The 26283-nt window shown below is 68.8% G+C and carries 32 protein-coding genes and 1 tRNA gene; 17 read left to right on the forward strand and 16 right to left on the reverse strand.

Going from position 1 to position 26283, the window contains the following annotated elements; genetic code table 11:
• Positions 1 to 243: 243 nt before the first annotated feature.
• The 3 genes from Q8S38_RS04900 to Q8S38_RS04910 all read right to left on the reverse strand — a co-directional run bounded on the left by Q8S38_RS04900 (position 244) and on the right by Q8S38_RS04910 (position 1671).
• Positions 244 to 320: transfer RNA gene (locus tag Q8S38_RS04900), tRNA-Arg, on the reverse strand.
• A 150-nt stretch (positions 321 to 470) separates the two neighbouring features.
• A complete protein-coding gene (locus Q8S38_RS04905) occupies positions 471 to 878 on the reverse strand; it encodes a hypothetical protein (RefSeq protein WP_305679295.1) in 408 nt (135 codons plus the stop codon).
• 133 nt (positions 879 to 1011) lie between these two features.
• Positions 1012 to 1671: a class I SAM-dependent methyltransferase gene (locus tag Q8S38_RS04910; RefSeq protein ID WP_305679296.1), complete on the reverse strand. Its 660-nt coding sequence runs from the start codon at positions 1669 to 1671 to the stop codon at positions 1012 to 1014.
• Between the two features lie 83 nt (positions 1672 to 1754).
• On the opposite strand from Q8S38_RS04910, the gene Q8S38_RS04915 reads away from it, so the two are divergent.
• From Q8S38_RS04915 to Q8S38_RS04940, 6 genes are all read left to right on the forward strand, one after another.
• Positions 1755 to 2687 (forward strand): LysR family transcriptional regulator, encoded by a 933-nt coding sequence (locus tag Q8S38_RS04915; protein WP_305679297.1) that lies wholly within the window; start codon positions 1755 to 1757, stop codon positions 2685 to 2687.
• Positions 2688 to 3057: 370 nt separating this feature from the next.
• Positions 3058 to 5178 carry a methyl-accepting chemotaxis protein gene (locus Q8S38_RS04920; protein ID WP_305679298.1) on the forward strand — a complete coding sequence of 707 codons (2121 nt, stop codon included), beginning with the start codon at positions 3058 to 3060 and terminating at the stop codon, positions 5176 to 5178.
• Between the two features lie 387 nt (positions 5179 to 5565).
• The gene (locus tag Q8S38_RS04925; RefSeq protein ID WP_305679299.1) at positions 5566 to 5964 is read left to right on the forward strand and encodes a hypothetical protein; all 399 of its coding nucleotides are present in this window, start codon (positions 5566 to 5568) and stop codon (positions 5962 to 5964) included.
• Between the two features lie 155 nt (positions 5965 to 6119).
• Positions 6120 to 6362 carry a hypothetical protein gene (locus Q8S38_RS04930; protein WP_305679300.1) on the forward strand — a complete coding sequence of 81 codons (243 nt, stop codon included), beginning with the start codon at positions 6120 to 6122 and terminating at the stop codon, positions 6360 to 6362.
• Between the two features lie 286 nt (positions 6363 to 6648).
• Positions 6649 to 6867: a hypothetical protein gene (locus tag Q8S38_RS04935; RefSeq protein ID WP_305679301.1), complete on the forward strand. Its 219-nt coding sequence runs from the start codon at positions 6649 to 6651 to the stop codon at positions 6865 to 6867.
• A complete protein-coding gene (locus Q8S38_RS04940) occupies positions 6860 to 7255 on the forward strand; it encodes a hypothetical protein (protein WP_305679302.1) in 396 nt (131 codons plus the stop codon). The genes Q8S38_RS04935 and Q8S38_RS04940 overlap by 8 nt, the downstream gene beginning before the upstream one ends.
• Before the next feature lie 219 nt (positions 7256 to 7474).
• Here Q8S38_RS04940 and Q8S38_RS04945 read toward each other — a convergent pair whose 3' ends face one another.
• Entirely contained in the window at positions 7475 to 8089 is a 615-nt protein-coding gene (locus Q8S38_RS04945) for an SOUL family heme-binding protein (RefSeq protein ID WP_305679303.1), read from the reverse strand.
• Between the two features lie 226 nt (positions 8090 to 8315).
• On the opposite strand from Q8S38_RS04945, the gene Q8S38_RS04950 reads away from it, so the two are divergent.
• Genes Q8S38_RS04950 through Q8S38_RS04960 form a run of 3 tightly spaced genes read left to right on the forward strand, consistent with a single transcriptional unit; the run spans position 8316 to position 9890 of the window.
• Positions 8316 to 9023, forward strand: a complete 708-nt coding sequence (locus Q8S38_RS04950; RefSeq protein ID WP_305679304.1) for a 3'-5' exonuclease — start codon at positions 8316 to 8318, stop codon at positions 9021 to 9023.
• 54 nt (positions 9024 to 9077) lie between these two features.
• A complete protein-coding gene (locus Q8S38_RS04955) occupies positions 9078 to 9311 on the forward strand; it encodes a hypothetical protein (RefSeq protein WP_305679305.1) in 234 nt (77 codons plus the stop codon).
• A 30-nt stretch (positions 9312 to 9341) separates the two neighbouring features.
• A complete protein-coding gene (locus tag Q8S38_RS04960; protein WP_305679306.1) occupies positions 9342 to 9890 on the forward strand; it encodes a hypothetical protein in 549 nt (182 codons plus the stop codon).
• Between the two features lie 178 nt (positions 9891 to 10068).
• Here Q8S38_RS04960 and Q8S38_RS04965 read toward each other — a convergent pair whose 3' ends face one another.
• The 3 genes from Q8S38_RS04965 to Q8S38_RS04975 form a co-directional block, all read right to left on the reverse strand.
• Positions 10069 to 10437: a c-type cytochrome gene (locus Q8S38_RS04965; protein ID WP_305679307.1), complete on the reverse strand. Its 369-nt coding sequence runs from the start codon at positions 10435 to 10437 to the stop codon at positions 10069 to 10071.
• Positions 10438 to 10469: 32 nt separating this feature from the next.
• The gene (locus Q8S38_RS04970) at positions 10470 to 10892 is read right to left on the reverse strand and encodes a c-type cytochrome (RefSeq protein WP_305679308.1); all 423 of its coding nucleotides are present in this window, start codon (positions 10890 to 10892) and stop codon (positions 10470 to 10472) included.
• Positions 10893 to 11022: 130 nt separating this feature from the next.
• Positions 11023 to 11427, reverse strand: a complete 405-nt coding sequence (locus Q8S38_RS04975) for a baeRF12 domain-containing protein (RefSeq protein ID WP_305679309.1) — start codon at positions 11425 to 11427, stop codon at positions 11023 to 11025.
• A gap of 270 nt (positions 11428 to 11697) precedes the next feature.
• Here Q8S38_RS04975 and pgm point away from each other — a divergent pair, with 270 nt between their 5' ends.
• Entirely contained in the window at positions 11698 to 13347 is a 1650-nt protein-coding gene (gene pgm, locus Q8S38_RS04980; RefSeq protein ID WP_305679310.1) for a phosphoglucomutase (alpha-D-glucose-1,6-bisphosphate-dependent), read from the forward strand.
• 89 nt (positions 13348 to 13436) lie between these two features.
• Here pgm and Q8S38_RS04985 read toward each other — a convergent pair whose 3' ends face one another.
• From Q8S38_RS04985 to Q8S38_RS05000, 4 genes are all read right to left on the reverse strand, one after another.
• Positions 13437 to 14540 (reverse strand): coiled-coil domain-containing protein, encoded by a 1104-nt coding sequence (locus Q8S38_RS04985; RefSeq protein ID WP_305679311.1) that lies wholly within the window; start codon positions 14538 to 14540, stop codon positions 13437 to 13439.
• A 263-nt stretch (positions 14541 to 14803) separates the two neighbouring features.
• Entirely contained in the window at positions 14804 to 15238 is a 435-nt protein-coding gene (locus Q8S38_RS04990) for a hypothetical protein (RefSeq protein WP_305679312.1), read from the reverse strand.
• Positions 15239 to 15273: 35 nt separating this feature from the next.
• The gene (locus Q8S38_RS04995; RefSeq protein WP_305679313.1) at positions 15274 to 15741 is read right to left on the reverse strand and encodes a hypothetical protein; all 468 of its coding nucleotides are present in this window, start codon (positions 15739 to 15741) and stop codon (positions 15274 to 15276) included.
• Entirely contained in the window at positions 15725 to 16582 is an 858-nt protein-coding gene (locus Q8S38_RS05000) for a hypothetical protein (RefSeq protein ID WP_305679314.1), read from the reverse strand. The genes Q8S38_RS04995 and Q8S38_RS05000 overlap by 17 nt, the downstream gene beginning before the upstream one ends.
• A gap of 255 nt (positions 16583 to 16837) precedes the next feature.
• On the opposite strand from Q8S38_RS05000, the gene Q8S38_RS05005 reads away from it, so the two are divergent.
• The 3 genes from Q8S38_RS05005 to Q8S38_RS05015 all read left to right on the forward strand — a co-directional run bounded on the left by Q8S38_RS05005 (position 16838) and on the right by Q8S38_RS05015 (position 19075).
• A complete protein-coding gene (locus Q8S38_RS05005; RefSeq protein WP_305679315.1) occupies positions 16838 to 17620 on the forward strand; it encodes a VOC family protein in 783 nt (260 codons plus the stop codon).
• A 107-nt stretch (positions 17621 to 17727) separates the two neighbouring features.
• Entirely contained in the window at positions 17728 to 18477 is a 750-nt protein-coding gene (gene cobF / locus Q8S38_RS05010) for a precorrin-6A synthase (deacetylating) (protein ID WP_305679316.1), read from the forward strand.
• Positions 18478 to 18553: 76 nt separating this feature from the next.
• A complete protein-coding gene (locus Q8S38_RS05015; RefSeq protein ID WP_305679317.1) occupies positions 18554 to 19075 on the forward strand; it encodes a MarR family winged helix-turn-helix transcriptional regulator in 522 nt (173 codons plus the stop codon).
• Positions 19076 to 19078: 3 nt separating this feature from the next.
• Here Q8S38_RS05015 and Q8S38_RS05020 read toward each other — a convergent pair whose 3' ends face one another.
• Positions 19079 to 19330: a hypothetical protein gene (locus Q8S38_RS05020; RefSeq protein ID WP_305679318.1), complete on the reverse strand. Its 252-nt coding sequence runs from the start codon at positions 19328 to 19330 to the stop codon at positions 19079 to 19081.
• Between the two features lie 106 nt (positions 19331 to 19436).
• Complete coding sequence (locus Q8S38_RS05025) at positions 19437 to 19721, reverse strand: hypothetical protein (RefSeq protein ID WP_305679319.1); 285 nt, start codon at positions 19719 to 19721, stop codon at positions 19437 to 19439.
• A 166-nt stretch (positions 19722 to 19887) separates the two neighbouring features.
• Between Q8S38_RS05025 and dapD the strand changes: the two genes are divergently transcribed.
• Positions 19888 to 20730: a 2,3,4,5-tetrahydropyridine-2,6-dicarboxylate N-succinyltransferase gene (dapD, locus tag Q8S38_RS05030; RefSeq protein ID WP_305679320.1), complete on the forward strand. Its 843-nt coding sequence runs from the start codon at positions 19888 to 19890 to the stop codon at positions 20728 to 20730.
• Between the two features lie 121 nt (positions 20731 to 20851).
• Here the strand turns inward: dapD and Q8S38_RS05035 are convergent, their stop codons facing one another.
• From Q8S38_RS05035 to Q8S38_RS05045, 3 genes are all read right to left on the reverse strand, one after another.
• Positions 20852 to 21379 carry a DUF1269 domain-containing protein gene (locus Q8S38_RS05035; RefSeq protein ID WP_305679321.1) on the reverse strand — a complete coding sequence of 176 codons (528 nt, stop codon included), beginning with the start codon at positions 21377 to 21379 and terminating at the stop codon, positions 20852 to 20854.
• Positions 21380 to 21481: 102 nt separating this feature from the next.
• Complete coding sequence (locus Q8S38_RS05040; RefSeq protein WP_305679322.1) at positions 21482 to 22990, reverse strand: MDR family MFS transporter; 1509 nt, start codon at positions 22988 to 22990, stop codon at positions 21482 to 21484.
• A gap of 145 nt (positions 22991 to 23135) precedes the next feature.
• On the reverse strand, positions 23136 to 23969 hold the full coding sequence (locus Q8S38_RS05045; protein WP_305679323.1) for an aldo/keto reductase: 834 nt from the start codon (positions 23967 to 23969) through the stop codon (positions 23136 to 23138).
• 365 nt (positions 23970 to 24334) lie between these two features.
• Between Q8S38_RS05045 and Q8S38_RS05050 the strand changes: the two genes are divergently transcribed.
• Genes Q8S38_RS05050 through Q8S38_RS05060 form a run of 3 tightly spaced genes read left to right on the forward strand, consistent with a single transcriptional unit; the run spans position 24335 to position 25779 of the window.
• Positions 24335 to 25252, forward strand: coding sequence for a beta-1,6-N-acetylglucosaminyltransferase (locus Q8S38_RS05050; protein ID WP_305679324.1), 918 nt, complete (start codon positions 24335 to 24337; stop codon positions 25250 to 25252).
• Positions 25253 to 25277: 25 nt separating this feature from the next.
• Entirely contained in the window at positions 25278 to 25556 is a 279-nt protein-coding gene (locus Q8S38_RS05055; protein WP_305679325.1) for a DUF1488 family protein, read from the forward strand.
• Positions 25557 to 25560: 4 nt separating this feature from the next.
• Entirely contained in the window at positions 25561 to 25779 is a 219-nt protein-coding gene (locus tag Q8S38_RS05060) for a hypothetical protein (protein WP_305679326.1), read from the forward strand.
• Positions 25780 to 26283: the final 504 nt, after the last annotated feature.

A 26283-nucleotide genomic window follows, 5' to 3' on the forward strand; every position in this document is an offset into this window, starting at 1 on the left:
GTCAATCTCAGCCTCAAGGCCTCTAGCCCATCCGGCAGCAGCAGCCTTCGTGGGGACGTTCTTGGTCACGGCTGGCGAGCCTTCGCGCCTGACCTGTGCCTGCCAACTGTTACCCCTCTTGCGGATCGTAGCCATAAGAACCCCGTGACAGGTGTGACAAACGCTGTGACAGCCAAGGATTCTGATGGTTTCTGAGGAGTTGGTCCAAGGCCTAAAACCGAGATATCTCAAGAGCTTAGGAAATGGCGCGCCCGACACGATTCGAACGTGTGACCTCTGCCTTCGGAGGGCAGCGCTCTATCCAGCTGAGCTACGGGCGCAATCCGTGAAAGGGCAATAGCCGATCGCGGCGCGGGGGGCAACGAGGGATTTGGACTGAGCAAGGGCCCAAGGCGGCAGGGAGCACGTGTTCGAAGCGTGTCGGGCGCGCCGCGACGGTGGCAGGTTTGCCCTCGCCGGGTCTCACACCATCAGTCCCTTGCAGCGGAGACGACCCTGCACAGATAGCCGCGAACGGTCGCAGCATCGGCCAGCTGGCCCGCCTGGATCATGAAGACCGCATCCACCCGGGTGCCCTTGCCGGCCTTGCGCGCCGAAACGCGAAGGGTCTGCGGACGGCCGGACCCGGAGGTTTCCTGAAACGCCGTCAGCGCCCCGGCGGAGCGATCGACGCTGACCCGAATGAATCCCTCGGCCAGCATCGCGCTCCGCAGATTGCCGATCGCCCTGTCCCTGTCGACACCTGCGAAGCTCTGCGAGGTCCGGAAATTCAGGGCGGTGAGCATCGGCGTGCCCTCGACGCGGAAGTTGCTTTCGCAGCTCTGGGCCAGGAGGGGCGTGGCGCCCAAACACAGGATCAGTGTCGTGGCCGACAGCATGGTCTTCATCGGGGCGGGTCCTCGTCGGTCGTGATGAACAGGGTTTGACATCGCGCTTCGTCCAACGGCGCCGCCCGCCTGCCCGAGCGACAGACGAAGGTGCGAACGCCGGGGCGGGCGGATCGGGCGGCGCTCATGGGTCCGCCTTCCGTGCGGCCAAGAACACGCGAAAATCCGTGCGGCCCGACCCATGGCGGGCCTGATCGATGATCGAGAAGCCGCCGGCGGTCAGTTCGCTCGCCAGTTCGTCTGCGGTGAAGAACGACAAGGACGGCGCCTTGCCGATGAGCCTCATCAGCGGAATGGCGAGGCGAATGACGGCGTTCATCTCGGACAGGCAGGGGGTTTTGGTGATGAACAGGCCGCCTGGCTTCAAAGCCCGCCCCACGGACTGGAAAAAGCGCGGCCGGTCCTTGATCAGATGCAGGAGATTGAAGGCCAGCACCGCGTCGAACGGCGGGTCCGGCCAGAGCGGGCTGCGTCCGTCCGTGACCACGAACCTTGCGTTCGGGCACGCCGCCGCGGCCTTGCGCTCGTTGGCGATGGCGATCATCCCGCTTGAGATGTCCGTCCCGGTGATATGACCGATCGAGGGCGCGAGCCGCAGGGCCGTCTGGCCGGTTCCGCAGCCGAGCTCCAGAACCCGATCCGTGGCGCCGACGAGATCCCTCGTCGCGGACAGGGTGCGCTCATATCCGGCGAGATCCTTGATCGCGTGGCGGGAATAGGCCCGCGCCGTCCGGTTCCAGAACACGGCATCGACATCGTCTTCGGGCTCGCGTCGGGTCGGCATGCTGGGCTCCATCGGCCCCTCTCATCGCACAGGTCGCGATATTTGGATTTGCCGTATTCTGCAGATCCGATATTCAGGAGTGTATGAACGGCATCGACTGGAATTGGGTTCGGGCCTTCCGCGCGACAGCCGAGACCGGGTCGCTGTCTGCGGCATCGCGCAAGCTGGGTTTGAGTCAGCCGACCTTGTCGCGGCAGGTGGCCGCCCTCGAGGAGCAGCTGGCCGTGACCCTGTTCGAGCGGGTCGGCAAACGGCTCGTCTTGACGGCTGGCGGGGCGGGCCTGCTGGAGCATGCCCGCCAGATGGCCGCTGCGGCGGAGGCGCTGGCGCTCAGCGCCGCCGGCCAGGCGTCCGACCTGTCGGGCCGCGTCAGCCTGTCGGTCACGGATGCGGTCGCGACGCATGTCATGCCCGGCATCGTCGAGCGCCTGCGCGAGGAGGTGCCCCAGGTCACCGTCGTCGTCAGCGCGACCGATGCGCTCAGCGATCTCAGGCGACGCGAGGCCGACATCGCCATCCGCCATGTCCGCCCCACCGAGCCAGAACTGATCGGGCGTCTGATCGGCGAGCTGAACGCGCACCTGTATGCATCAGACACCTGGATCGCGCGTCACGGGATGCCGCGTGAAGTGTCGGACCTCAGCGGCGCGACAGTCCTGGCCTTTGATCCGGTCGAGCAATTCGTCAGCCATATGGAGCTTCAGGGGCTCCGGGTTGGGCCGGAGCAGTGCGCCGTCGTCTCCAACAGCGCGTCGGCGCTCTGGGAGATGACGCGTCGGGGGCTCGGCATCGGCGTCGTCCTCGACGTCGCGGCGGCGCGCATGCCGGGGCTGAGGGTGCTTCTGCCGGAGCTGTCGCGCGTTCCGGTGCCGCTCTGGCTGGTCACGCATCGCGAGGTGCAGACCAGCCGCCGCATCCGTCTGGTCTACGACATCCTCGCCGAGGAACTGCGCCGGCTGGTCGTGTCGGGTACGGATCTGAGCGAGACGCTGGGAGACGCTGGCAAGCCCATCTGAGAGATTCGGGGCGCATTGCGTCGGAGCGGCACCACGCGATCACGCGGAGCCCACGGCGCCATCCCGTGGCCTTGAGGGCGCCCCACACAACGTTTCCGCGCGTCCTGGGCAATGCGCGCAGGAGGAGGCGTCGAGTGGTCGCAGTGTATTCCCGGCAGTAGTGCCAAGCTGTCCCCAAGACGGCGGCCGATGCGCGTAGCACGTGTAGCCCGGCGACGTCTGTCGGATGACGCTGCGTAAGGCTTGTTAACGCTCGTGCTGTAACCGGTTGCTTGCTTTTCCGGGGGGAAATAAAAAAGTGCCGAAATTTCAGTCTTTGGGCGCGAAGGCGGCAGGCCTTGTCGTCGCGTTGTGTGTGGCGTGCTGCGCCGTGCTTCTCGTGCTGTCGCATTTCGCGCTGAGGGCCGATGCCGATCTCGACATGTCGAAGGACGCTTTGGCGGCGCGCGGTCGCGCTCAGGACGTGCTGGCCAAGATCGGCCATCGCGTCGAAACCTACGCCTCGATCTACGCGACGCACCCCGAGGTCGTGGCGGCCGTGCAGAGCGGCGACAAGGCCAGGCTGCGCGAGACTTTCGTGCGCCTCTTCGCCCAGATCAGGCAGCTCGACCCCGTCATCGGCACGCTTGAAGTCACCGATGCGAAGGGCGTCGTCATCATGCGCGGCCACAACCCCAATAGCGCCGGCGACGACAAGAGCAAGGACCCGCTGGTCAGCCGGGCGATCGGAGGCCAGTCGGCCAGCGGCCTGGCGGTCTCGGCCTCGTCGGGCGAGGTGGCGACCGAATCGGTCCAGCCGATCAATTTCGGCGGGCAGCGCATCGGCACGCTGAAACTCGGCTCGCGCTTCAGGGCCGACACGGCCGCCGAGATCAAGCGGTTGACCGGTGCCGAGGCGGTGCTGATCTACAAGGGCAAGGTCAATGCCGCGACGCTGCCTAACCTCACGTCCTTCGCCATCCCCGACGGGGCCCTGGCGGCGGACGCCACCGTCGCCGCGAACCTGAGCGGGCGCGCGTTCGAGGTGTCGGGCCTGTCGCTTCCCATCGCGGGCGCCGACTCCCTTACCGTCGTGACCCTGTCCGATCGCGGGCCGCGGCAGGCGGCCCTGGTCGCCTTCGAGCTCAGTCTCGCCGGCAAAGCGCTGCTCCTGCTGCTGGTTCTGGTGCCGCTGGTGGCTCTGATCTCGCGCCGCAGCGTCCGCTCGATCGAGCAGCTGACAGGCGTGATGAAAGCCCTGACTGCGGGCCGTCTCGACGTCGCGGTGCCGCATCAGGACCGGAAGGACGAGATCGGGGCGATGGCAGTGGCGATCGGCGTGTTCAGGGAGAACGCCGATCGCGTTCGCGCCCTGGAGGCCGATGAAAAGCTGACCGCGGCCGAACGCGGCGCGCGGGCCGAGGCGATGGCCCAGGTCGTCGCCCAGGTCGGTGCCGTCGTCGAGCGCGCCGCAAGGGGCGATTTCAGCGGCCGCGTCGCGGCCGGCGCGGTCGGGCCCGATCTGCAGACGCTCGTCGAGAGCGTCAACCTGATCAACCAGGTCGTCGATCGGGCGACGGGCGAATTCGCGACGGTCCTGGACGCGGTTGCCGAGGGCGATCTCACGCAGGAGATCGAGACGGCCTATGAAGGCCGTCTGGGCGAGCTGCGGCGCGCGATCAACGGCACCGTTCACAAGCTGAGCGCGACCGTCGCCACCATCCAGGCGACGGCCGCGCAGATCGGCCAATCGGCACGCGAGATCACGATGGGCGCCAACGACCTGTCGCAGCGCACCGAACAGCAGGCCGCCTCGCTGGAGGAGACGGCCGCGACGACCGAGCAGCTCGCGGCGTCGGTCAAGCACAGCGCGACCGCCTCGCGTCGCAGCGTGGCGCTGGCGCAGCAGACGACGTCCATCGCCGGGCAGGGCGGCGCGATCGTCGCCGATGCGGTCGACGCGATGGCGCGCATCGAGCAGTCAAGCGGCAAGATCGCCGAGATCACCACGGTCATCGACGGCATCGCCTTCCAGACCAATCTGCTGGCGCTGAACGCGGCCGTCGAGGCGGCGCGGGCCGGCGAGGCCGGCAAGGGCTTCGCCGTCGTGGCCTCGGAGGTCCGCACGCTGGCGCAGCGCTCGGGCGAGGCGGCGCGCGACATCAAGCTGCTGATCGCCAGCTCGGGCGCGGAGGTCACTCAAGGGGTGGCGCTGGTGCACTCCACCGGCGAGGTGCTGAGCAACATCGTCGCGTCGGCGAGCGACCTCTCGGGGCAGATCACGCAGATCGCCTCAGCCTCCGGCGAGCAGTCGAACGGCATCGACGCGATGGCGCAGGTCGTGGCGCAGATGGACGAGATGACCCAGCAGAACGCCGCCTTGTCGGAGGAGAGTGCGGCGTCGGCGATGTCCCTGTCCGAGCAGATCGACCGGCTGAACCAGATGGTGGACGGCTTCAGGACGCGCGATCGCGCGGCGGCGCGACCGACGCCGTTCAAGGCGGCTGCCTGAGGGCGAGGGGCGGTCGCGGCGGCGGCCTCATCGCCCCACCGCGGCGTGCGCCCGGTTGAGCGCCAGCAGGCGGGCGAGCGCCTCGTCGGTGGCGATCTCCTCCGGCCAGCCATAGGCGGCTGCGCGTCTCGTGCAGCGCCGCAAGCCAGCCCTGCGCGCTGGCTGTAGAGGTTGGTCAGCGTGCGCTCCTTGAGCTTCACCGCGGCCTCCGCGTTCGTCGGCAGGATGCGGTCGGGGTAGCGGCGCGGCGCCTCACCCGGCGCGGCGGTGGGCACGATCTCGACCAGATCGGGCGGCCTGTTCCCGCCGGAACAGCGCACCGATGCGCCCGCCTCTAGGGTCAATTCATCGGCGAACGGATCGCCGCCCCGCCAGAGGATGAGCGTCATGACCAAGAGCTTCACCAAGGTTTGCACCAAGACCGTCGCCGCTGCCCTGACCGTCGCCCTGATCAGCGGTGCGTTCGTCTCCGGCGCGTCGGCCTCCGACCGCGGCTTCGAGGTGAAGCCGGTCAAGCAGCACAGCCGCAAGACGGCCGTCGCCGGGGCTCTGCTCGGTGTCACCGGCGCCCTCATCGGCGCGGCGATTGTCAGCAACCAGGCCCGCGCCGCCGAGCCCGGCTACCGCAGCTACGAGGATCGCGACCAGCGTCACGCGGGTTACGGCCACCAGCGCCCGGTGCGCTTCGTCGAGGCCGAGGAAGACTGCTTCGAGAAGCCGATCAAGCGCTTCGACCGCTACTCCGGCGAGACCATCATCGTCGGCTACAAGACCATCTGCCGCTGAGCGCCCGCCCTGACGGCGCGATCCGACCCCCGGCTCCGGCCGGGGTTTCGCGTTTAGCCCGAGGCGGCTTTGCGCAACTCGACAGTGGCATGCCGGGGAACAACGCACCGCCCCAATCGATTGCTCAGAGGACTGGGTGGTGAGGGAGCGGGCCAGTGCCGGATCGCCGCGACGCCGACCGTTTTCGGACCGTGCCTATCCATGTGGTGCTGGGCGCGTTGCTTGGCGCTGCGACCTATCTGCTGATCATCGCCTTCGATATCGGCTTCCTGGGCGGCCTGCTGGCGGCCGAGGCAGAACAGACGCAGCTCTTCCTGGTCATGCTCGGCATCTTTGCCGGCCATGGTGCGGTCGGCTCGGGCCTCACCGCCTTCTATCTCCTGGCGGCGCAAGACTGACGAAGGGGGCTCTCCTGGCGGGGACGAGGCGCAGCAGTCCGCCCCGAGGCCGCGGGTCCTCACTGGCATTCGGTCACTTTGCCGCCTGTGACGCGATGCGTCTGGCAGCGCGCCGCCTCGCGGCCGCAGGACGACGCGACGGCCGCCAGCAGGAGAAGGAGGCCAACCCTGAAAAGCCATCTCGGCGTCGAAGCCAGGATCCGCACCCGCATGCGAATATCCCTACCGGTCAGGGTCGATTGCAAACGGCTAACGGTCATCGTAGCGATGGTCCATGAAACGCGCCTTGATCGGCATCGGCGGCGCACTGATGCTGTTGACCTTGATCGCGTGGTATCTGCTCAGCGGCTTCGGCTGCGAGATGAATACGGCCGGCTGCCGGACCGTCAGACTGGATATGTCGCGCGATGCGCTGCGTCTGTTCCTGCCGCCTCTGGCGATCGGCCTCGTCCTGGTCGTCATCGGCCTGCGCAGGAAGCCTTCCCGTCGCAATCCCGATGCCTAGGCGCCCGGCCGGAGCCGCGCTGGCCTGCCTCGTCGGGCTCTGCGCCGCGGGCACGGGGCTGAGCGCCCAGCCGCTGCCGGACAGGATCACGGGCACCTGGGCGCTGGAGCGCTCCGATTGCTCGGCCGAAGGCGCGGCCGATTTCCGGATCGAGATCACGGCGACAGATGTCGTCTTCGCGGCCTCGCACTGGTCGTCGCCGAACTGGAAACCCCTGAATCAGGGCTGGCGCGCCATCGCGCGGGTCGAGGAGGGCGGAGCCGGCCGCCTGAAAGGCCGCCACGCGATCACCCTGCGGCTCGGCCGCGACGGCCGGCTGACGATCAACCGCCAAGGCGAGGCCGACATCGCCTATCACCGCTGCCCACCAGTGCCCCGGACGCGCTGACGATCGGTTTCGCCGTCGGCACGACCGGACGCCATCCCGACCTTGCCGCCGGCGCGACGGGAGCCTGTTGCAGGCCCCCCCTCAGCCCTCATCCTGAGGAGCGGGCGAAGCCCGCGTCTCGAAGGATGCTCCAGAGGGGGGCCGAGCCTCCGGAAGCATCCTTCGAGACGCCGCTTTCGCGGCTCCTCAGGATGAGGGGCGGTGTTTCCAAGCTGCGCCCTACCGCCCGGCCACCTCGAACAGCACCTCGTTGCGCCGCAGCGGGCCGGGCGTCCACGGGTCGTTGTAATAGGCGTAGGTCGCCTCGCCCTGGATCGCGATCCCCGCTTTCGCCAGCCAGGCTCGCAGAACCGCCTCGTTTTCCGCGATCAGCGCATCGGTGGCGACGCCGGAGAAGCGGATCGCGGCGCGGCGTGCGGCCGGGAGTTCCAGCAGGCGCACATCCTCGCCCGCCGCCTTCGGCAGGGTTTCGAGCGTGTATTTGGACGGCATCACGAAGCGGATCAGCCAACTCTGGTCGGCGGCCTGCGCCGGCGTCTGGATGACGGGTGCGGTCATGCTGACGGTGTCGCCTTCGCGGCTCTTGGCGAAGATGTAGCCGGCCAGAGGCGAGAACCCGGCGCGCACCGCCGCCTGGCGGTCGCCGCGCCGCGTCACCTCCGCCACGACGAGCGCGGGGTAGTCGCGGATCTCGATGGCGCCGTCGCGCGTGACCGAGGCGTATTTCGGCTGCTCGATCGTGCTCATCACATAGATCCAGATCCCGACCGCGATCGCGGCAAGCCCGGCGAGGACGCCGAGCCCCGTGAGCGCCAGCATCTTGAAGGTCCACATCGTTTCGTCCGCATCGTCATGGTGGCGCAAATCCGCCAGGGGCAGGCCCCGCGAGGATCGCCGGGGCCGGGAGGACCCCGTCCATCGGAGCCACCGCGCCCAGCCTAGCACAGGCGCGACAGGATCGCGGCCGGCGATCGGGACATGACGTCGCGCCGGGCTGGGGCCGACCTGCTATCGTGGCGGGGTTGAGTCGGCCGCTTTCGGCCGCGGAGCCTCACGACCCGTGCAACACATCCCCAAAGGCCGCTTTGTCGTCCTCGATTTCGAGACGACCGGCATCAGCCCGGCGCAAGGCGCCCGTATCATCGAGGTGTCCGCCCGCGAGATCGTCGACGGGCGCGCCGGCGACGAGTTCGCGACGCTGGTCGATCCGGGCGTTCGCGTGCCCTTCGAGATCACGCAGCTCACCGGCATCACCACGACGATGCTGGCGGGTGCGCCGGACTCGGCGGCGGCCATGGCAGGGCTGGCCGCCTTCATCGGCCCGTCCCCGATCGTCGCGCATAATGCCGGGTTCGATCGCCGGTTCCTCGATTATGAGGCCGGCCCGTTCCTGTGCGGCGCGCCGGTGCGCGCACTCTGCACGCTGTTGCTGGCGCGCCGCGTCTATCCGGGGCTCGACAGCTACCGGCTCGGCCGCCTCGTCGCCGCGTTCGGCATCAGGACCTCCGGCACGCTGCACCGCGCCAGCGCCGACACCTTCGTCACCGCGCATCTGTTCGACCGGATCTGCGCCGATGCCCGGGCCCGCTGCGGATCGCCCTGGGTCGATGACGACGTGCTGCACAAGCTCCAGCGCGTCAGGATCGCCGGCGCGCATGACTGGCTGGCGGCCTGGGGCAAGCCGGTCGGTGCTGCGGCCGTCGCCGGGCCGGGGTTGCTTCGGCGCGACGGCGCGGACATCCTGCCCCGTGCAGCCGGGGCGCGGTGATCCGCGGCCCGCGACAATGGTACGCGACAATGGCCTGAGGCAGGGGACGAGGCGATGGCGACGAGCGATGGCGATAAGGCGAGACTGGCTCTGGACGTCTTCGCCCATTTCGAGACCGAGCCGGGCGAATTGCTGGCGGCCGGCAACCTCTTGTCGATCGCGGCGATGAATGGCTGGGAGACCACCGCGGTCGTGGCGAGCTACGAGCACGGCAAGGCGCTGGGCTGGTTCGAGGACGGGCCCAATGGCACGGTCACGATCACGCCGGCCGGGCGCTCGCAGATCTGACGCGCGCAGCGCCCGGCGCAGACACGGGACATGATGCCGAGCCTCGACGCGATTCCCCCTGCGATCCGCCGCGCGGCCTGCGCCTTTCACGAGGCCGGCCATATCGTCGTCGGCTGGCATCATGGCCGCGCCATCACCCATGCCTGGCTGCGCCCACCGCACGGCGTCTCCGGTGAGACCTGCTTTGCGCCCTATCACCGCGGCTTCCAGCCTGATCGGGCGGGCGATCGGCGGCGCGCCGAGGTCGAGATCACGATCCTGAGCGCCGGCCATTGCGGCGAGATGATCTACTGGAACGAGGGGCCGGGGCTGAAGTGGTATCCGGGCGAGCTGCATTCGCATGCCGATGATCTGGCCCAGATGCAGCCCTTCATCGCCCTGCTGCAGCCGCCGGAGGCAGGCCTCCTGCGCGCGCGCTGCACGAGAGCCGCCACCGCCATCCTCTACCAGCCGGCGATGCGCCAGGCCCATGCCGCGATCGCCGGCCGCCTGCGCGACGCAAGCCGCATCGGCGCCGACGAGGTCGAAGCCATGATGGCGGGCGTGGCGGGCGCCCAGCGGGCCCCGCCGGAGCGCTAGGGCGGCCAGGTTGCATGGGAAAAGCGTGTCATCCCGGACGCAGCGAAGCGGAGATCCGGGATCCATTCCGGAGCCTCGTCCGGTGAAGTGCCGGAATGGGTCCTGGGTCGAGCCCGCAGCGACCCGGTGTTTCCTCTAAAAACAGCGTCGTTGCGCCAGGCCAGGGGCCCCGCTCGCCTCAGCGCGCCCTCAGGCTCAGCACATAGGCGATGACGTCGTCGGTCTCGGTCGGGGTGAGCTGGTAGCGCGGCATGTCGCCATGCGGCGTCTGCAGGAAGACTCGCAGCGACAGCGCGGTCTGGGACGCCATGTCGGCCACGGCGCCGAAATCGGGCGGCACCCGGGCGGGGTCGCGGCTCGCGCCGTCGATCGCATGGCACTGGATGCAGAAGGTCGCCGCCACCGCCCGGCCGGCGCGCGCATCGCCCATCTGCTGCGCCGCCGCTCCGGCCGTGCCCAGCAGCCCGAGGCCGAGCGCGATCAGCGTCTGGCGGATCGGCGCGCTGATCGGGGGCGGGGGCCGTCTCGTGGCGTTCGCGCGCATCATCGGGGTGCTCCTGAGGCCGGGGCGCGCCTGTGTCAGGACGCCGGCTTCCACCGGCGCGAAACGCGCCGGATATAGGCGACGAGCCCGTCGGTCTCGTGCTCGATCAGCTTGAACTCGGGCATGCCGGGGTGGCGCACCACGGTGCCGTCGATCAGGACGGGGGCCGGGTTGCCGCCGGGGTAGCGTTCGGCGATCAGCGGAAAGGGCGGCGCCTTCGGGTTGGGGCTGGCGCCGGTCGCCTCGATCGCATGGCAGCCGCCGCAATGCTGCTGCGCCACCTGCTTGCCAATCGCGGCGCTCTCGGCATTGTCGGGCCGCTGCGCGTCGGCCGGCATGGCGAGACCTGGCGACAACGGCACGGCGCCCGCCAGCAACGAGGCGCAGACCAGGGCGAGCCTCGTCGCGCCGACGGCTCGGCTGGAGGGCTCGCGAACGTTGAGCGTCATGCGTGCCATGGCCAGGGTCCCGGAAGCGAAGTCACGGAGCCCTTATCGCGCGCATGCGAAAGCCCGGCCTTGATCGAGGTCAAGACCGGGCCTTCGGAAGACGTCGCGGGTCGCGCCGGGTCGCCGCGCCCAGCCTGGCTCACTTGTTCTGCAGCGCGGCCAGGAGGTCGGGCCCGTTCTTGCCGACCAGGTTCTTCGAAAGCTCGGCGACGAGCGCCCCTTCGAGCTGCTTGTGGTAGTGGCGGCGCATTTCGCCGAGCGTCCGCGGCGAGGCGACGACGACGAGATGGCTGATCTTGTGCCCGGTGACCTGATGGTTGAGCCAGGAGGTCGCCGCGGCTGCATGGGCGTCCTCGTCGATCTGGTGTCCGGTCGGGTTGGCCGAACTCGAATCCCGGCCACCGCCGCCGGCCTTGTTGTGCTCGTCGAGATTGGGCGAGGGCATTGCGGCGAGAACCGGGTCGGCTTCGTTGCCGCTGTTGCGGAACAGCTCGAACTGCTTCCCGTCGACGAGAGCGATCACGGCACCATGGGGGAGTTGCATTGCGTTTCCTCGGCTGGGCCGGTCCAGGCTTCCGGAGAGGAGCGCCTGGCGGCCTGCTGCTTTGATCGACAAACGCAGCCGGCGCCGCATTGATCCCGATCAAGGCGAAGGCTCCTCTTGAGGAAGGCTGCCTGACCCCGCCGCTCGACAGCCCCGGCATCGCCCGCCTAACCTGCGGCCGCATCCGGCCTCAGGTGTCAGACCCGGGAACAGATGCTTCATCCGGGCGTCGTAGAACCCGGCACGCCGCTACGCTTTCGAGGATCTGGAATGACGCCCACCATCAGCCCGCTCGCGGGCAAGCCGCTCGAACCCAGCCTGCTGGTGGATGTCGCCGGGCTGACGAAGGCCTATTTCGACCGGCCCGATCCGGGCGAGCCCGCCCAGCGCGTCGCCTTCGGCACCTCGGGCCATCGCGGCTCTTCCTTCCTGCTGTCCTTCAACGAGGCGCATATTCTCGCCATCTCGCAGGCGATCTGCCTCTACCGGCGGGAGAACGGCATCGACGGCCCGCTCTTCCTCGGCATCGACACGCACGCTTTGTCGCGCCCGGCCTTCGAGACCGCGCTCGAGGTCTTCGTCGCCAACGGCGTCGTCACCATGATCGACGCGGATCTGCGCTTCACGCCGACGCCGGTGATCTCGCACGCCATCATCGGTCATAATCGCGGCCGCAGTTCGGGCCTGGCCGACGGCGTGGTGATCTCGCCCTCGCACAACCCGCCCGCCGATGGCGGCTTCAAATACAACCCGCCCCATGGCGGCCCCGCTGACACCGACGCCACCGGCTGGATCGAGCGCAAGGCCAATGAGCTGATCGCAGGCGGGCTCGTCGGCATCCAGCGCCTGCCCTATGCTAGGGCGCTCGCCTCGGATCTCGCCCGCCGCCACGGCTTCATGGACCGCTATGTCGCCGAGCTCGGCAGCGTCGTCGACATGGAGGCGATCCGCGCCGCCGGGATCAGCATCGGCATCGATCCGCTCGGCGGCGCCGGGCTCGATTACTACGCGCCGATCATCGAGCGCTACCGCCTGAACGCGACCGTCGTCGACACCACGCTGGATCCCACCTTCGCCTTCATGCCGGCCGACTGGGACGGCAAGATCCGCATGGACTGCTCCTCGCCCTATGCGATGACCAGCCTGATCGCCATGAAGGACCGCTTCGACGTCGCCTTCGCCAACGACACCGACGCCGACCGGCACGGCATCGTCAGCCGCAGCGGCGGACTGATGAACCCCAACCATTATCTCGCGGTGGCGATCGACTATCTCTTCACCCATCGCCCGGGCTGGCGCAGCGACGCCGCCATCGGCAAGACCATCGTCAGCAGCGCCATCATCGATCGCGTGGCGGGACGGCTCGGGCGGAGGCTGGTCGAGGTGCCCGTCGGCTTCAAATGGTTCGTCGAGGGCCTGTCCGACGGCAGCTTCGGCTTCGGCGGCGAGGAGAGCGCGGGCGCCTCCTTCCTGCGCCAGGACGGCACGAGCTGGACCACCGACAAGGACGGGCTGATCCTGGGCCTGCTCGCCGCCGAGATCACCGCCAGGACGGGGTCCGACCCCGGCGAACGCTATGCCGCCCTGACCGCCGCGCTCGGCGCACCGCTCTATGCCCGCATCGATGCGCCCGCCAGTCGCGAGCAGAAGGCCGTGCTGAAGACGCTGTCGCGCGCACAGGTCGCCACCGACACGCTGGCCGGCGAGCCGATCACCGCCGTCCTCAACGAGGCGCCGGGGAATGGCGCCGCGATCGGCGGCGTTAAGGTGGTCACGGCCGAGGGCTGGTTCTGCGCCCGGCCTTCGGGCACCGAGGAGGTCTACAAGATCTACGCCGAGAGCTTCCGCGACGCAGGCCATCTGCGCGAGATCCAGGACGAGGCCCAGGCGATCATCGCCGCTGCTTTCGCGGCGGCCTGAAAACATCGCCCAAAGGGTCCGCGCCTCGATTGTCGAGGCGCCGCTGCCGTGCGGCGCCTCCTCACATGCGTGGGTTTCCGAAGCCGGCCTTACTCGCCGGCGGCCATACGGCGCGGCGCCTCATAGGCCTCCGGCCCGCCGTCCTCGGCCTCCTGCCGGTTGCGCGACATCGCCTCGATGAGCTGGCGGTTGGAGTGCTCCAGCGTCCCGACATGGTCGATATGGTGCCGCAGGTCGCTGCGCAGCTGCTGGTTCACGCCCGTCAGGAAATCGGCCTTGGACTGCAGGGCCGAAAGCTTGATGTCGAGATCATAGATCGTCTTGTCGCGCTGGGCGAGTTCGTCTGCGGCCCGGCGTTCGCGCTCGGCGGCCGCGGCCGCCTGGGCCTCCAGTTCCTTGATCGTCTGCAGCGCGGCGACGATGCGGGCCTGGGCATGGCCCGCCGCCTCGTTGGCGGCTTCGCGTTCGCTGCTCATCTTCTCCGTGAGCGTCGCGGTGTCGCGCTGCAGGCGCGCCGTCTCGCCGGTGGCGGCGACGAGGTCCGAGCGCAGCATGGCGAGTTCGCGCGAAAGATTCTGAACCGCAGCCGATTTTTCGAGCAGCTTCTGGTCGACGACCTGGCGCTCCTCGGACAGGCGCTGGATGCGAGAGTCGCTGCTGGACAGCGTCTTGAGCAGCCCGTTGAACTCGCCCTGCAGCTTGCCGTGTTCGGCCTCGAGCGACGCCAGCGACGCCTGCGTCTGGTCGAGGGTGGCGCGGCTGCGATGCAGCTCTTCCTCATAGCGCATGGCGAGCGGGCGATAATGGCCCAGTTCGCTGTGCAGACCGGCGATTTCGCGGTCCTGCCGGCTGCAGATGCCGCTGAGCTCCTCGATCTGCGCGCTCTGTTCCTCCGAGGTCTGGATGAACTTCGGCAGGATCTGCTGCATCGTCGCCGTGCGCGTCATCAGCAGGTCGAGCTGGACGGACCAGTTCGAGATCTTGGCGAATTCGCTCTGAAGCTCGTTGGACTGGTCGCTGATCGCGGCCATCAGCTGGCCGACTTCATGCGAGCTGCCCGGCTTGGCGGCGGCCGCCGCCGGCACGGCCGGTGGCTCCCCCGCCTCATTGGCGGCGATTTCGGGTGCGGGGAAGCCGGCGGCGGGGAAGGCATGGGTTCCGTGCGGGTCCGGCGTCTCGCTCTGTCCGCCCATCAAACGCCTCAAGCTTGCACCGATCATCGAACCCACCCCCACTGTCGCCTCAACCGAGGCGGAACGCATCGTCTCCGAAGGACCTGGCCAGACCGTGCCGTCCCGGATGACGCTACGAAAACAGAGCATGAGGGTTCCTGTCTGGCAACAGACCAGGCGGCTGCTCGGCTGAGTTGCAAACAGTTTCTTAACCAACGTTGCCAAAATGGCCCCATCGGCCGTTCGCCGGGCGGAAGCCGGCGCCGGAGATCAGGTTCAGGCGCTCACGCCGGGCGAGCCGCCGCCCCGCCCTGCCGCAGTTTCAGCTCGAGCATATAGGCCCGCTGAACCGCCTCGCGTTCGCGCAGCAGAGCCTTTTCCAGGATGGCCTGCTGGGTCTGCAGCACCTGGTTGGCGCGCTCCAGCGTGGCCTCGGCCGTCTGGGCCCGCTGGTTCCAGTCGTCCTTCTCTTTCGCCAGCGTCGCGATCTCGTCCTGGAGCTGCGCCTTCTGCGCATCCGCCTCCTGCAGCGAGTTGCGCGCCTTCTGCAGCACGTTCAGCAGCTGCAGCTGCAGATTTTCGAAGGCGACGCCTGCCCCCGCGACCAGGGCCAGCGTGTCCTGCGGATGCGGCCGCCCGATGCGCCGCGCCGGAGGCCGTGGCGTCGGCTCTCTGGCATGGGATTCGAGGGCCTCGTTCCAGCCCGGCGAGCGAAGCATCGCGCGGCTGAGACTGGGAGCATCCTGCGCCACGGTCAGTCGCGCGGCTGCGGGCGGTTGGCCTGCGAGAAGGAGGTGGTCACCGCGTCGTGCAGGCGGGCGAGCCAGCCCTCCGCTTCGAGGGCGCGCGCCTCGGCATGGCGGGCCCGTTCCTCGGAGCGCCACAGCATCTCGTTGGCGTTGGCGATCTGCGTTTCCAGCTCGCGCATGTTGACGGCGGCCTGGGCGATCGTCTGCTGCAGGCGCTCTTCGAGCTGCGCATAGCGCAGGTCGGCGATCCGGATGGCTTCGCTGGTTTCCTCGATCAGCGCCAGCGCCGACGGCCAGTCGCGTTGCGGCGTGATCGCGACCGGGGCAGCCGGCGCGTAGCGCGCGGCTTCCTGGGGCGCAGCGGCCGCGGGAAAGGCGGTGACCTTGTCGGAGGCGTTGAGAAACTGCTCCGAGGCGGGAAGGCTCTGGCGCAGCGTCGTGACGCTGGCGAGGTCGCTAATAGCAGGCTGCATGAAGGCGCTCCGTGAGAGCCGGGCAGGATGGCGGCATCGGCCCATCCTGTCCGAGGGTGAAAATGGCAGGCGTGTCGGGGGCGAGCGGCGGGCGGGCGGCCGCGTCCGAAGCCGCCGCATCCGAGGCTGGTGAGACGGCCAAAGGCGCCTCCGGCGCAAGCCGGAGAACGGGCGCGGCGACCGGTGCCTGACCCAGCTGGTCCTGCAGGGCGCGGCGGTTGGCGCGGGCGAGATCGAGCGCGCGCTGCAGCAACTGCTTGTCGCGGCGCTCGCCCTGCAGCACCTCTTCCAGCCGCAGGCACTCGCGATGCAGCGCATCCGACGCCGAGCCATGTTGCGTCCGCGCCGTCCGCAGGCTGGCTTCGGCGGTGGCCCCGGCCCCGTTCAGGCGCTGGATCTCGGCCGCCCGGTCGGCGGCGGCCGTGGTCAGCGTGGCGATCTGCTGCTCGTACCGAACTTTGTCGATCGCGGACTGATGCAGCGCCTGCTTCAGCCGCCCGATCTCCGCGGCGCCCTCCTGTCGCTGACGGTCCGAGGCCACGATCGCTTCGCGGTGCCGCTCCAGGCTGCGCTCGGCCACGGCGAGCGCGGTCTGCGCCTGCCGCACATGCAGCCGCTCGGCATCGAGCAGGGTCTCCATGGCGGCGAGGCGGCCGAGCGCCGCTTCGAGCCGCAACTCCAGGAAGCCCTGCTGGGCGAGAGAGAGGCGGTGGGCCGGATCGATCTCCCCGGCCGGGCCGGTATCCCATGGGCGCGACGCCCCGGCGCCATGGAGCTGCCCCCCGTCGCGGGCCGGCAAAGCCAGCCAATCGTTCGAACCGGTAACGGGGAGGGCGTTCAAGTGGTGGCCTCGACGACAGCGCCTGTGAAACGTGGGGAACGCCAACGCGAATCAGTCGCTCAACTTACCGACAGTTAATTTAGCGTATCAATATCGGAGTCGATGCGCACGCCGTCGTCGCATCCGGCAAAATGCTTTTCCTGGGGATGGCGGCGTCAAGGCCGGCGGGTACATCCCGGCGATGCGCGGGCCCGCCTTGCCGAACAGGCGTTTCCGGCCGAGGCATGGCAGTGTCCGTTCCCAGAAGGAAACGCCATGAAGCAATCGATCGACCATATCGTCATCGCCGTCGCCGATCTCGACCGGGCGGTGGCCGACTACACGGCGCTGGGCTTCACGGTGCTGCCCGGCGGCGAGCATCCGCGCGGCTCGCGCAATGCGCTCGTCGTCCTGGACGACGGCGCCTATCTCGAGATCATCGCCTTCTCGCGCCCCGTGCCGGAGTTTCGCTGGTGGCGGGTGCTCGACGACGCCGGCAGCGGCCTCGTCGACTATGCGCTGTTGCCGGCCGACGGGCTGGAGGTCGATACCGCGCGCGCCCGGGCGGCCGGCATCGAGATCGAAGGCCCCATCGACGGCGGGCGCCTGCAGCCGGACGGCACCCGCATCGCCTGGCGCTCCGCCCGTCCGCCCGAGCCCGACATTCCCTTCCTCTGCGAGGATGTGACAGCGCGCGCCTTGCGCGTGCCGGAAGGCAAGGTCCGTACCCATGCCAACGGCGTCACCGGCGTCGCCGGCATCACGGTGGCCGTGCGCAACTTGGCGGCTTCCGTCGCGCGCTACCGGGCGTTGACCGGCCTCGAACCGGTCGCCTGCGGCACGGTGCCCGGGCTCGGTTTCGGTCTGGCGCAGTTCCGCCTCGGCCGGCAGATGCTGTCGCTGACCGAGGCGCGCAGCGAGGCCTGCGAGGGCCTGACGCGCCATCTCGGCCGGCGCGGGCAGGGCGCCTATGCGGTCTCCTTCTTCGGCCCGGCCGATCGCTGCCTCGACCGCGCCCTGGCGCATGGCGCCCGGCTGGAGATCGTCAAGGCGTTGTAGGCGTCGCGGGCCGAGTCCGGCGCTGCCCTCGGTGACACGCTGCCCTGGGTGACGGTGCATGCTATGGGCGCGCAACGGCGAAGGCCGGAGCACGTCGCGAGGGATCGATGCGAACACTGTTGATCATCGGCATCGGCGTCGGCGATCCCGAGCAGATGACGGTCCAGGCGATCGCGGCCCTGAACCGGGCCGATGTCGTCTTCATGCCCGACAAAGGCCAGGAAAAGGCGGCGCTGCGCCATCTGCGCGAGGCCATCTGCGCACGCTTCATCGAAGGGCCCTATCGCAGCGTCACGATCGAGACGCCACAGCGCGCGGAGGCCGGCGACGATTATCGCGGCGTCGTCGACGATTGGCATGGCCGCATCGCCGACGCCTATCAGCGTCGGTTTGCCGAAGACCTGGCGGAGGGCGAGACCGGCGCGCTCCTCGTCTGGGGCGATCCGGCGCTCTATGACAGCACGCTGCGCATCGTCGAGCGCATCCGCCAGGGTGGCTTCGCGCTCGACTGGACGGTGATCCCCGGCATCAGCAGCGTGCAGGCGCTGGCCGCGCGCCACAAGATTGCGCTCAACGCCATCGGCGAGCCGGTCCTGATCACCACCGGGCGCAAACTCGCGGCCGGCTTCCCGGATGGCCAGGGCAGCGTCGTCGTCATGCTCGACGGCGAGCAGGCCTTCGCGAAGATCGCGCCCGAAGGGCTGGAGATCTACTGGGGCGCCTATCTCGGCTCGCCCGACGAGCTCCTGATCGCCGGTCGCCTCAGTGAGGTCGCCGACGAAATCGTCCGGGTCCGCGCCGCGGCGCGCGCGCGCCACGGCTGGATCATGGACATCTATCTGCTGCGGCGAGGGTAGGCGCCGGCTTGCCTGCGCCGCTTGCTCGACCCCGCGCGCCCATGTGAGATGTCCGCCACCGATTGCGGGACGCGCCATGCCTTCGACCAAACGCGACAAGACCGCCGAAGCGGGCGGCGAGCGGGATGTCCTCGATCTCGGCGGCTATGTCCCGTATTTCCTGACGGCGATCTCCAACACCTGGTCGCGCAGCTCCTCGCGGCTGTATCTGGAGCGCTTCGGCGTCGGCGTCACCGAATGGCGGGTGATCTCGCAGCTCGCGATCGAGCCCGGCATTCCCGCCCAGCGCATCTGCGAGGTCATCATCCTCGACAAGGGGGCCGTCAGCCGCAGCGTCGCGACGCTGGTCGCCGCCGGCCATGTCGCGGAGCGCACCGACGGCCGCGACGCCCGCCGCCAGTTGCTGGAGCTCACCGCCAGCGGCTATGCCCTGCATGACCGGCTGATCGCGGTCGCCATCGCGCGCGAGCAGCTGATGCTGGAGGGCTTCACCGCGCAGGAGCGGGGACAGCTCGTCGAGTTCCTGCGCCGGCTCCAGGCGCGCCTGCCGGAATTGCGGGATTTCGCCCCGCCCGGCGAACCGGGCCAGGACGGCTAGCCGTCACCAGCGGCGATAGCCGTAGCCGAAGCCGTAACCGCCATAGGGGCCGCTGAAATCGCGATAGGCGAAGGCCCGGCGCGCATCGGCGCGGTCGAGGTCGATGTTCTGCAGGCATTGCGCGAAGGCATCGGTCCCGGTGCGGAAGCCGTAGCCGCGGCACTGTTCGGCATCGAGCGCGCGCCGCTCCTCGATGGTGATGCAGCCGCCGGCGCTCAGGGCCAGGGCCAGAACCGCGAGAGAGCTCAGTTTCATGTCGGGTATCCTTGGATGGCGGCGACCGGGCGTCAGCAGAAACCGCAATTGCGTCGGGATTGCGAGCAGCAACGCCTGCCAACAGGGGCGCAGCCCATGGCTGGCCTCAATCCCAGGGCAGATCGACCTTGCAGCGATAGCCGACGAAGCAAGCCTGCGTGTCGCGGCTGGGGACGAAGGCGGGTTCGAGATAGTCGCCATGCTGGCAGAAGCCGCGGTCGCGCACGAAACGGTCATAGGTGAAGCCGCCGGTGCCGAGCACGATCGCGCCGTTGGCGACGACGCTCTGGCGGTTGGCGGCGCAGCTCCGCTCGGGCGTCGAGGGCCGCGATTGCGCCAGCGCGGCTCCGCTCGCCAGCACCAGCAGGAGGGACAGGGTGAAACGCGTCATGGCAGCCTCCGGGGGCGTCTTCGCTGAGGTTCCCTTCTAACACGCCGCGGGGCGCTGTCGTTCCCCCGAGCCTGCACGCCGCCGGCGGACAGCCGCGCGGCTTGACGCCGCGCCGCTCATCCGCCATCGCTCCCGCGTTTTCCCGATGAAAAGCCGGAGCCACGCCATGTCGCTGACCGATCTCGCCGCCACCATCGACGCCGCCTGGGAGGCCCGCGCCGAGATCGGTCTCAACACCAAGGGCGCGGTGCGCGAGGCGGTCGAGCAGGCGATCGAGATGTTGGACGCCGGCCAGGCCCGCGTCGCCGAGAAGCAGGGCACGGAGTGGGTCGTCCATCAGTGGCTGAAGAAGGCGGTGCTGCTGTCCTTCCGCCTGACCGACAACATGATCATCGCCAACGGCCCCGGCGACGCCGTGTTCTGGGACAAGGTACCCTCCAAGTTCGCCGGCTGGGGCGAGAACCGCTTCCGCGCCGCGGGCTTCCGCGTCGTGCCGCCGGCGGCCGCGCGCAAGGGCTCGTTCCTGGCGCCCAACGTCGTGCTGATGCCCTCCTTCGTCAACATCGGCGCCTATGTCGACAGCGGCACCATGGTCGACACCTGGGCGACCGTCGGCTCCTGCGCCCAGATCGGCAAGAACGTGCATCTCTCGGGCGGTGTCGGCATCGGCGGCGTGCTCGAGCCGCTGCAGGCCAATCCGACGATCATCGAGGACAACTGCTTCATCGGCGCCCGTTCCGAGGTCGTCGAGGGCGTCATCGTCGGCGAGGGCTCGGTGCTCTCGATGGGCGTCTTCATCTCGGCCTCGACCAAGATCGTCGACCGCGCCACCGGCCAGATCCATATCGGCAAGGTGCCGCCCTATTCGGTCGTGGTGCCGGGCTCGCTGCCGGGCAAGCCTTTCCCGGACGGAACGCCGGGCCCCGCGCTCTCCTGCGCCGTCATCGTCAAGACGGTCGACGCCCAGACGCGCTCGAAGACGGGCATCAACGAGCTGCTGCGGGATTGATGGAAGCCGTCATTCTCGGGCGAAGCACAGCTTCGACCCGAGAATCTTGGGCCGGATGGGACAATGGAGCCGTCTGGTCGTGAGATGGTCGGGTCAAGCCCGACCATGACGCGAGATCTCGTCACCCCACCGTCGACGACCCACCCGCCGCCGGCGCCGCCGCGCTCACCCCCGCCAGCGCGTCGCGCAGCGCCTGCTCGCGGGTGTGGTCGAGCGAGGTTTTCAGCACGGTGCCGCCGCTGCCCTTGATCGCTTCCAGCACCTTGTCGCCGGTGACGCGCTTGACCAGCACGAACAGCGCCGCATTGCCCGGCTGCAGGCTGGTGGCGAGATCCTTCATGAAGGCGTCGTTGACGCCGTAATCGGTCAGCGCGCCGCCGAGTGCGCCCGAGGCCGCGCCCAGCGCCGCGCCCGCCAGGGGCATCAGGAAGATCGCGCCGATCAGCAGGCCCCAGAACGAGCCGGACGCCGCCCCCATGGCGGTGGTGTTGAGAAGCTGGTTCAGCTTCACCTTGCCGTCCTCATGCATCACCGCGATGGCGGCGTCGCCGATCTCGATCAGATATTCCTTCTGCAGCGCGAAGATCTTCTGGCGCATCTCCTCGGCGCGGGCTTCGGTCGGGTAGACGATGACGACGAGATCGGACATGGGGCTCTCCTGCCGGGGTGTAGGGTCGAGAGTTAGAAGCCCGTTCTTTGACGGGCCTGTGGCGATGCTAGACCAAAGCCGGGCCACCCGCACCGATCTCGATCAATCGCCCGCCACGGCTTTCGCCGCATCCGCCGCGCCGCTGCGCAACGGCAGCTCCTTCATCCGCAGCAGGAAGAACAGCGCGCAGGCGAAGCCCAGCACGGTCGCGGCGAAGACATACTGGAACAGCCGGACCATCGTGGCGCGATCGACCGCGCCGAGCGTCAGCGTCTCATGCGACAGGCCCGCGCCGGAGGCGCCGATGCCGCCGAGCACGATCGCCCCGAACACCGCGACGACCAGCGCCCCGCCGATCTGGCGGAAGAAGTTGGCCGTGCCGGTCGCCGTGCCGAGCTGATGCGGCAGGACGGCGTTCTGGATCGAGACGGTCGCGACCGGCAGCATCGTGCCGAGCCCGAGGCTGACCAGGCCGAGCAGCAGGCAGAAGGGCACCAGCGGCATCGTGCCGGCCAAGACGGTGAGCACCGCCATCCCGGCGATCGCGACGCAAAGCCCCGCCACCGGAACGCGCCGGTAATGCGTCAGCCGCGTCATCGCCCGGCCCGACAGCGTCGCGCCCATGACGGTGCCCACCGTCAGCGGCAGCAGGCCGAGCCCCGAGGAGGCGGCACTCAACCCCGCGACCGTCTCGAAATAGACCGGCAGGTAGATCGTCAGGCCGATGAAGGTACCCATCCCGAACCCAGCGGCGATTGTGCCCATCCGCACCACCGGGTTGGCGAGGATGTCGAGCGGGATCAGCGGCTCGTCGGCCGTGCGCAACCGCCAGGCGAAGGCCAGCCAGAGCAGCAGCGACAGCGCCACCAGAAAGCCGATCGGCGCCGACGCCCAGGGGTAATGCGTGCCGCCCCAGGAGAGCGCCAGCAGCAGCGTCATCGTCGCGCCAGTGATCAGGGCGGCGCCGAGCAGGTCGAGCTTGTGCGGCCGCTCGTGCCGCGGCAGCCGCTTCAGCGTCGAGCTCGTCATCGCATAGGCGGCGGCGCCCAGCGGCAGGTTGATCCAGAAGATCACCGACCAGTGCAGCCGTTCGGCGATGACGCCGCCCAGCACCGGCCCCAGCAGCGAGGCCGACATGAACACCCCGGCGATATAGACCTGATAGCGCCCGCGCTCCTTGGGCGGCACCATGTCGGCGACGATGGTCTGCGCCAGCGCGATCAGCCCGCCGCCGCCGAGCCCCTGGACGAAGCGAGCCACCACCAGCAGCCAGAGCGAGGGCGCGATGGCGCAGGCGATCGAGCCCAGCATGAACACGACGATGCCGCTGAGCAGCACGATCCGGCGGCCATGGATGTCGGCGAGCTTGCCGTAGAGCGGCGTCACCGCCGTCGAGGCCAGGAGATAGGACGTCACCACCCAGGGCAGATGCGCGACGTCGCCGAGTTCCCGCCCGATCGTCGGCATCGCGGTGGCGACGATGGTCTGGTCGAGCGCCGCCAGGAACATCGCCAGCATGATGCCGAACAGAATGCTGCGGATGTCTTCATGGGTGAGCGGCGCAGCGGCAGCCGGCGCAGATTGCGCGGGGGTCTCGACCCGTTTGTCCATGAGGTGCCGCGTCTGCCCGTCCATCTGAGGAGGGGGGCAGTCTAGGGGGCGGTCCTGTCATGCACCAGAGGCAGGACGAGCGGCGCCGGTCTGGCGGCCATGCGCTGCGGCATGGAACCGACCGCTTGTGCGGCCGCGCCTCGCCTCAGGCGGCGACATCCCACACCGGCGACAGGCCGTCCGGCTTGAGCACCCGCCCGTCCGGGGCGGCCAGCGCGTGGATCGCCGCCATCTCGGAATCATCGAGGGCGAAGTCGAAGATCGCGGCATTGTCGCGGGCACGATCCTCGCTCACCGTCTTCGACAGCGCGACGACGCCCTCCTGCTGGACCAGCCAGCGCAGCACGATCTGGGCGATGCTGCGGCGGTACTTCGCGGCGATCTCGGCCAGCAGCGGATCGACGAAGACCTTGCCGTCGGCCATCGCATAATAGGCGGTCAGCGCCATCCCGGCCTGCTGCATCGCCGCCATCAGCCGGCGCTGGTCGAGATAGGGGTGGTACTCGACCTGGTTGGTGACGAGCGGCGCCGGGCTGAGCGCCTGCGCCTGCGCCAGCAGGGCGATGGTGTAGTTGCTGACGCCGATATTGCGCGTCTTGCCCGCTTCCCGCACGGCGTTGAGCGCGCCGATCTGGTCGGCCAGTTTCACGCTGCCATTGGGCCAGTGCAGCAGCAGGAGGTCGACATGGTCGGTCCTCAGCTTGGCGAGGCTTTCCTCGACGGAGGCCTCGAAGCGACCGGGCGCGAAATTGTCGATCCAGACCTTGGTCGTCAGGAAGATGTCGCCGCGCGCGACGCCGCTGCCGGCGATCGCCTCGCCGACGGCGGCCTCGTTGCGGTAGATCTGGGCGGTGTCGATATGGCGGAAGCCAAGATTCAGCGCGGCCGGCACCATCCGCAGCACGTCGGCGGCCTCCATCCGGAAGGTCCCGAATCCGAGGGCGGGGATGGCGGCCCCATGGGCGCTGATAGTCTTCATGGTCGTGTCTCCGCAGCCGACCGGGCGGCGGGCGTGTCACCGCTAGCATGGTCGGCCCCGGCAACGGTGGCCTTTCCAAGGCGGGCTTATTTCGACCCCGGCCTTATAATCGCCTTGGGCCTTCCCCATGTCCAACGCACGGTCGTCGTGAGCTAGCCGCCTTGCGGTTGATGGGCTCCGGCGCGGCCGGCCTCGAGACAAGATCGATGTCGTGGAAGCGCCTTTCGGGGCGCTCGATCGCGCGCGGCTGCGCGGCGGTCCTGCATCTGCAGCCGCTCTGGCTCGCATCTTAGGCTCGTGGTCCGTCTTGTTTGCGCCGTTTCGACCTTCTTGTTTTCTGTCTCCGATTTAAGGAAATACAGCGTTTGATCGCTTATCTGGTTCTGGTTCACCGGTATCCTGCGCAGTTCAAGCGCATGTTCAAATCGATCTACGATCCCGCCAATCATTATTTGATCCATGTCGACAAGAACTCGGGCCCGGAGCTGGAAGCCGACATCCGCCGGTTTCTGCGCGGGTTCCCCAACAGCGCGATCCTGCAGAGCCACCACGCGCTCTGGGGCGGCTACAGCCTCGTCGACGCCGAGCTGCGCGGCATGGCGCAACTGCTCGAAATGGGCGCCGACTGGGAGTTCTTCATCAACCTCAGCGGCCAGGATTACCCTCTCAAGAGCCAGGACGAGATCGCGGACTTCCTGAAGCGCAACCGCGGCAAGGAATTCATCAAGGTCCTCGACCAGCGCAAGCTGCGGCCCGACACGATGAAGCGCGTCAGCCGCTATGTGATCGAGTTCGAAAAGCGCATCGTGCGGACGCCGTTCCCGCGCCCGTTCCTGACGGGCGTCGTGCCCTATATCGGCAACCAGTGGATGATCGTCAGCCGGCGCTTCTGCGAGTTCGTCTGCCATGATCGGAAGGCGGATCGCTACAAGGCCTTCTACCGCAACACCTTCATCGCCGATGAGGGCTTCTTCCCGACGGTGATGATGAACACCGCCGAGCATGGCGAGATCGTCAGCGACGATCTGCGCCTGATCGACTGGGTGCCCGATGGCGACATCAAGCTGCGCCCGCGCACCTACACCGCCGTCGATGCGCCGGAGTTGATGGCGAGTGCCTGCCTCTTCGCCCGCAAGTTCGACGCCCTGGTCGACGACGCGATTCTCGACCTGATCGACGACCGCCTGCGCGCCGACGAGGCGCCGTTGCCGATGCGGCCCCACATTCCCGTTCCGGTCCATCTGTCGGCTGCGGCCGCGCCCGTCGCCTTCCTGGCGTCCTGAACCGCAACGACAACCAAAAGAGGGCATGATGGCACTGAACTTTCCCAATCCCGTCCGCAGTTTTGACGCCGGGCGCTCCTGCGTCAGTTTCTGGGGTTCCGACGCCTCGCTGGAGATCGCCTTCCAGATCGAGATCGACGCCCTGCGCAAGCTCGGCGCGGACCCCGACGATGGCGAGGCGCAGATGCTGGCGACCTTCGACAGCCATCGCGACGCGATCCTGCGGGCGGCCGCCAGCGTCTATGGCCGCCACAAGGCGAGCTATCACCGCCTCACCGCGGCCGACGTCTCGGGACGGAGCTGAGACGATGGCGCGTCCCCCCTACAAGCCAGGCGACATGGTCAACCTCACGGCCGGCTTCCACAACCAGATCCGGCCCGGCCCCTTCGAGATCACGCGGCTGATGCCGCCGCGCGACAACAAGGAGGAGCAGTACCGCGTCCGCGGTCCCGACGGACTCGAACGCGCGGTCGGCCATCACGAGATCGAGGAGGAGGTCCCGCTTCCCGGCGGGTCGACGGGTTAGGCGGGCAGGGCCACAGCGTCATTCTCGGGCGGCGCGCAGCGGCGACCCGAGAATCGCCTGCCGGAGATGTGCCGGAGCCTTCTCGTCACGAGATGCTCGGGTCGAGCCCGAGCATGACGCGGACAACCGGGAATCTTATCCCCGCGCCCCAGACCTGCGCCTATTCTTCCCTCGCTCTCCCCGACCGAGGGGGCTTCGCGAGGCGTCGTGTGGCCGGGGAGAGGCGGTGTTCATGGAGGAGGGCCGTCGCGGGCTCGACGCCATGGAGGGACCGTCGTCGTTCGGGCCGAACAGGCAGGCCCCGTCCTTTGCCGGACTTAAAACACGACGCCGGGACCATCAGACAACCGCGCGCGGGGCGAGGTGGCGGCTGTTGGCGCTGCTTCGACACTTTCGACTTCGACTTCGACATCGACATCGGCACGCAGCCGTCGACTGCGACGCCATCTCTCCCCGCGCATCCCCTCGGATTCGCACGTCAGCCCGAAACCCCGCGGCGGTGAG

Origin of the sequence: Allobosea sp., from assembly GCF_030695125.1 — a bacterium.
Classification (GTDB): domain Bacteria; phylum Pseudomonadota; class Alphaproteobacteria; order Rhizobiales; family Beijerinckiaceae; genus Allobosea.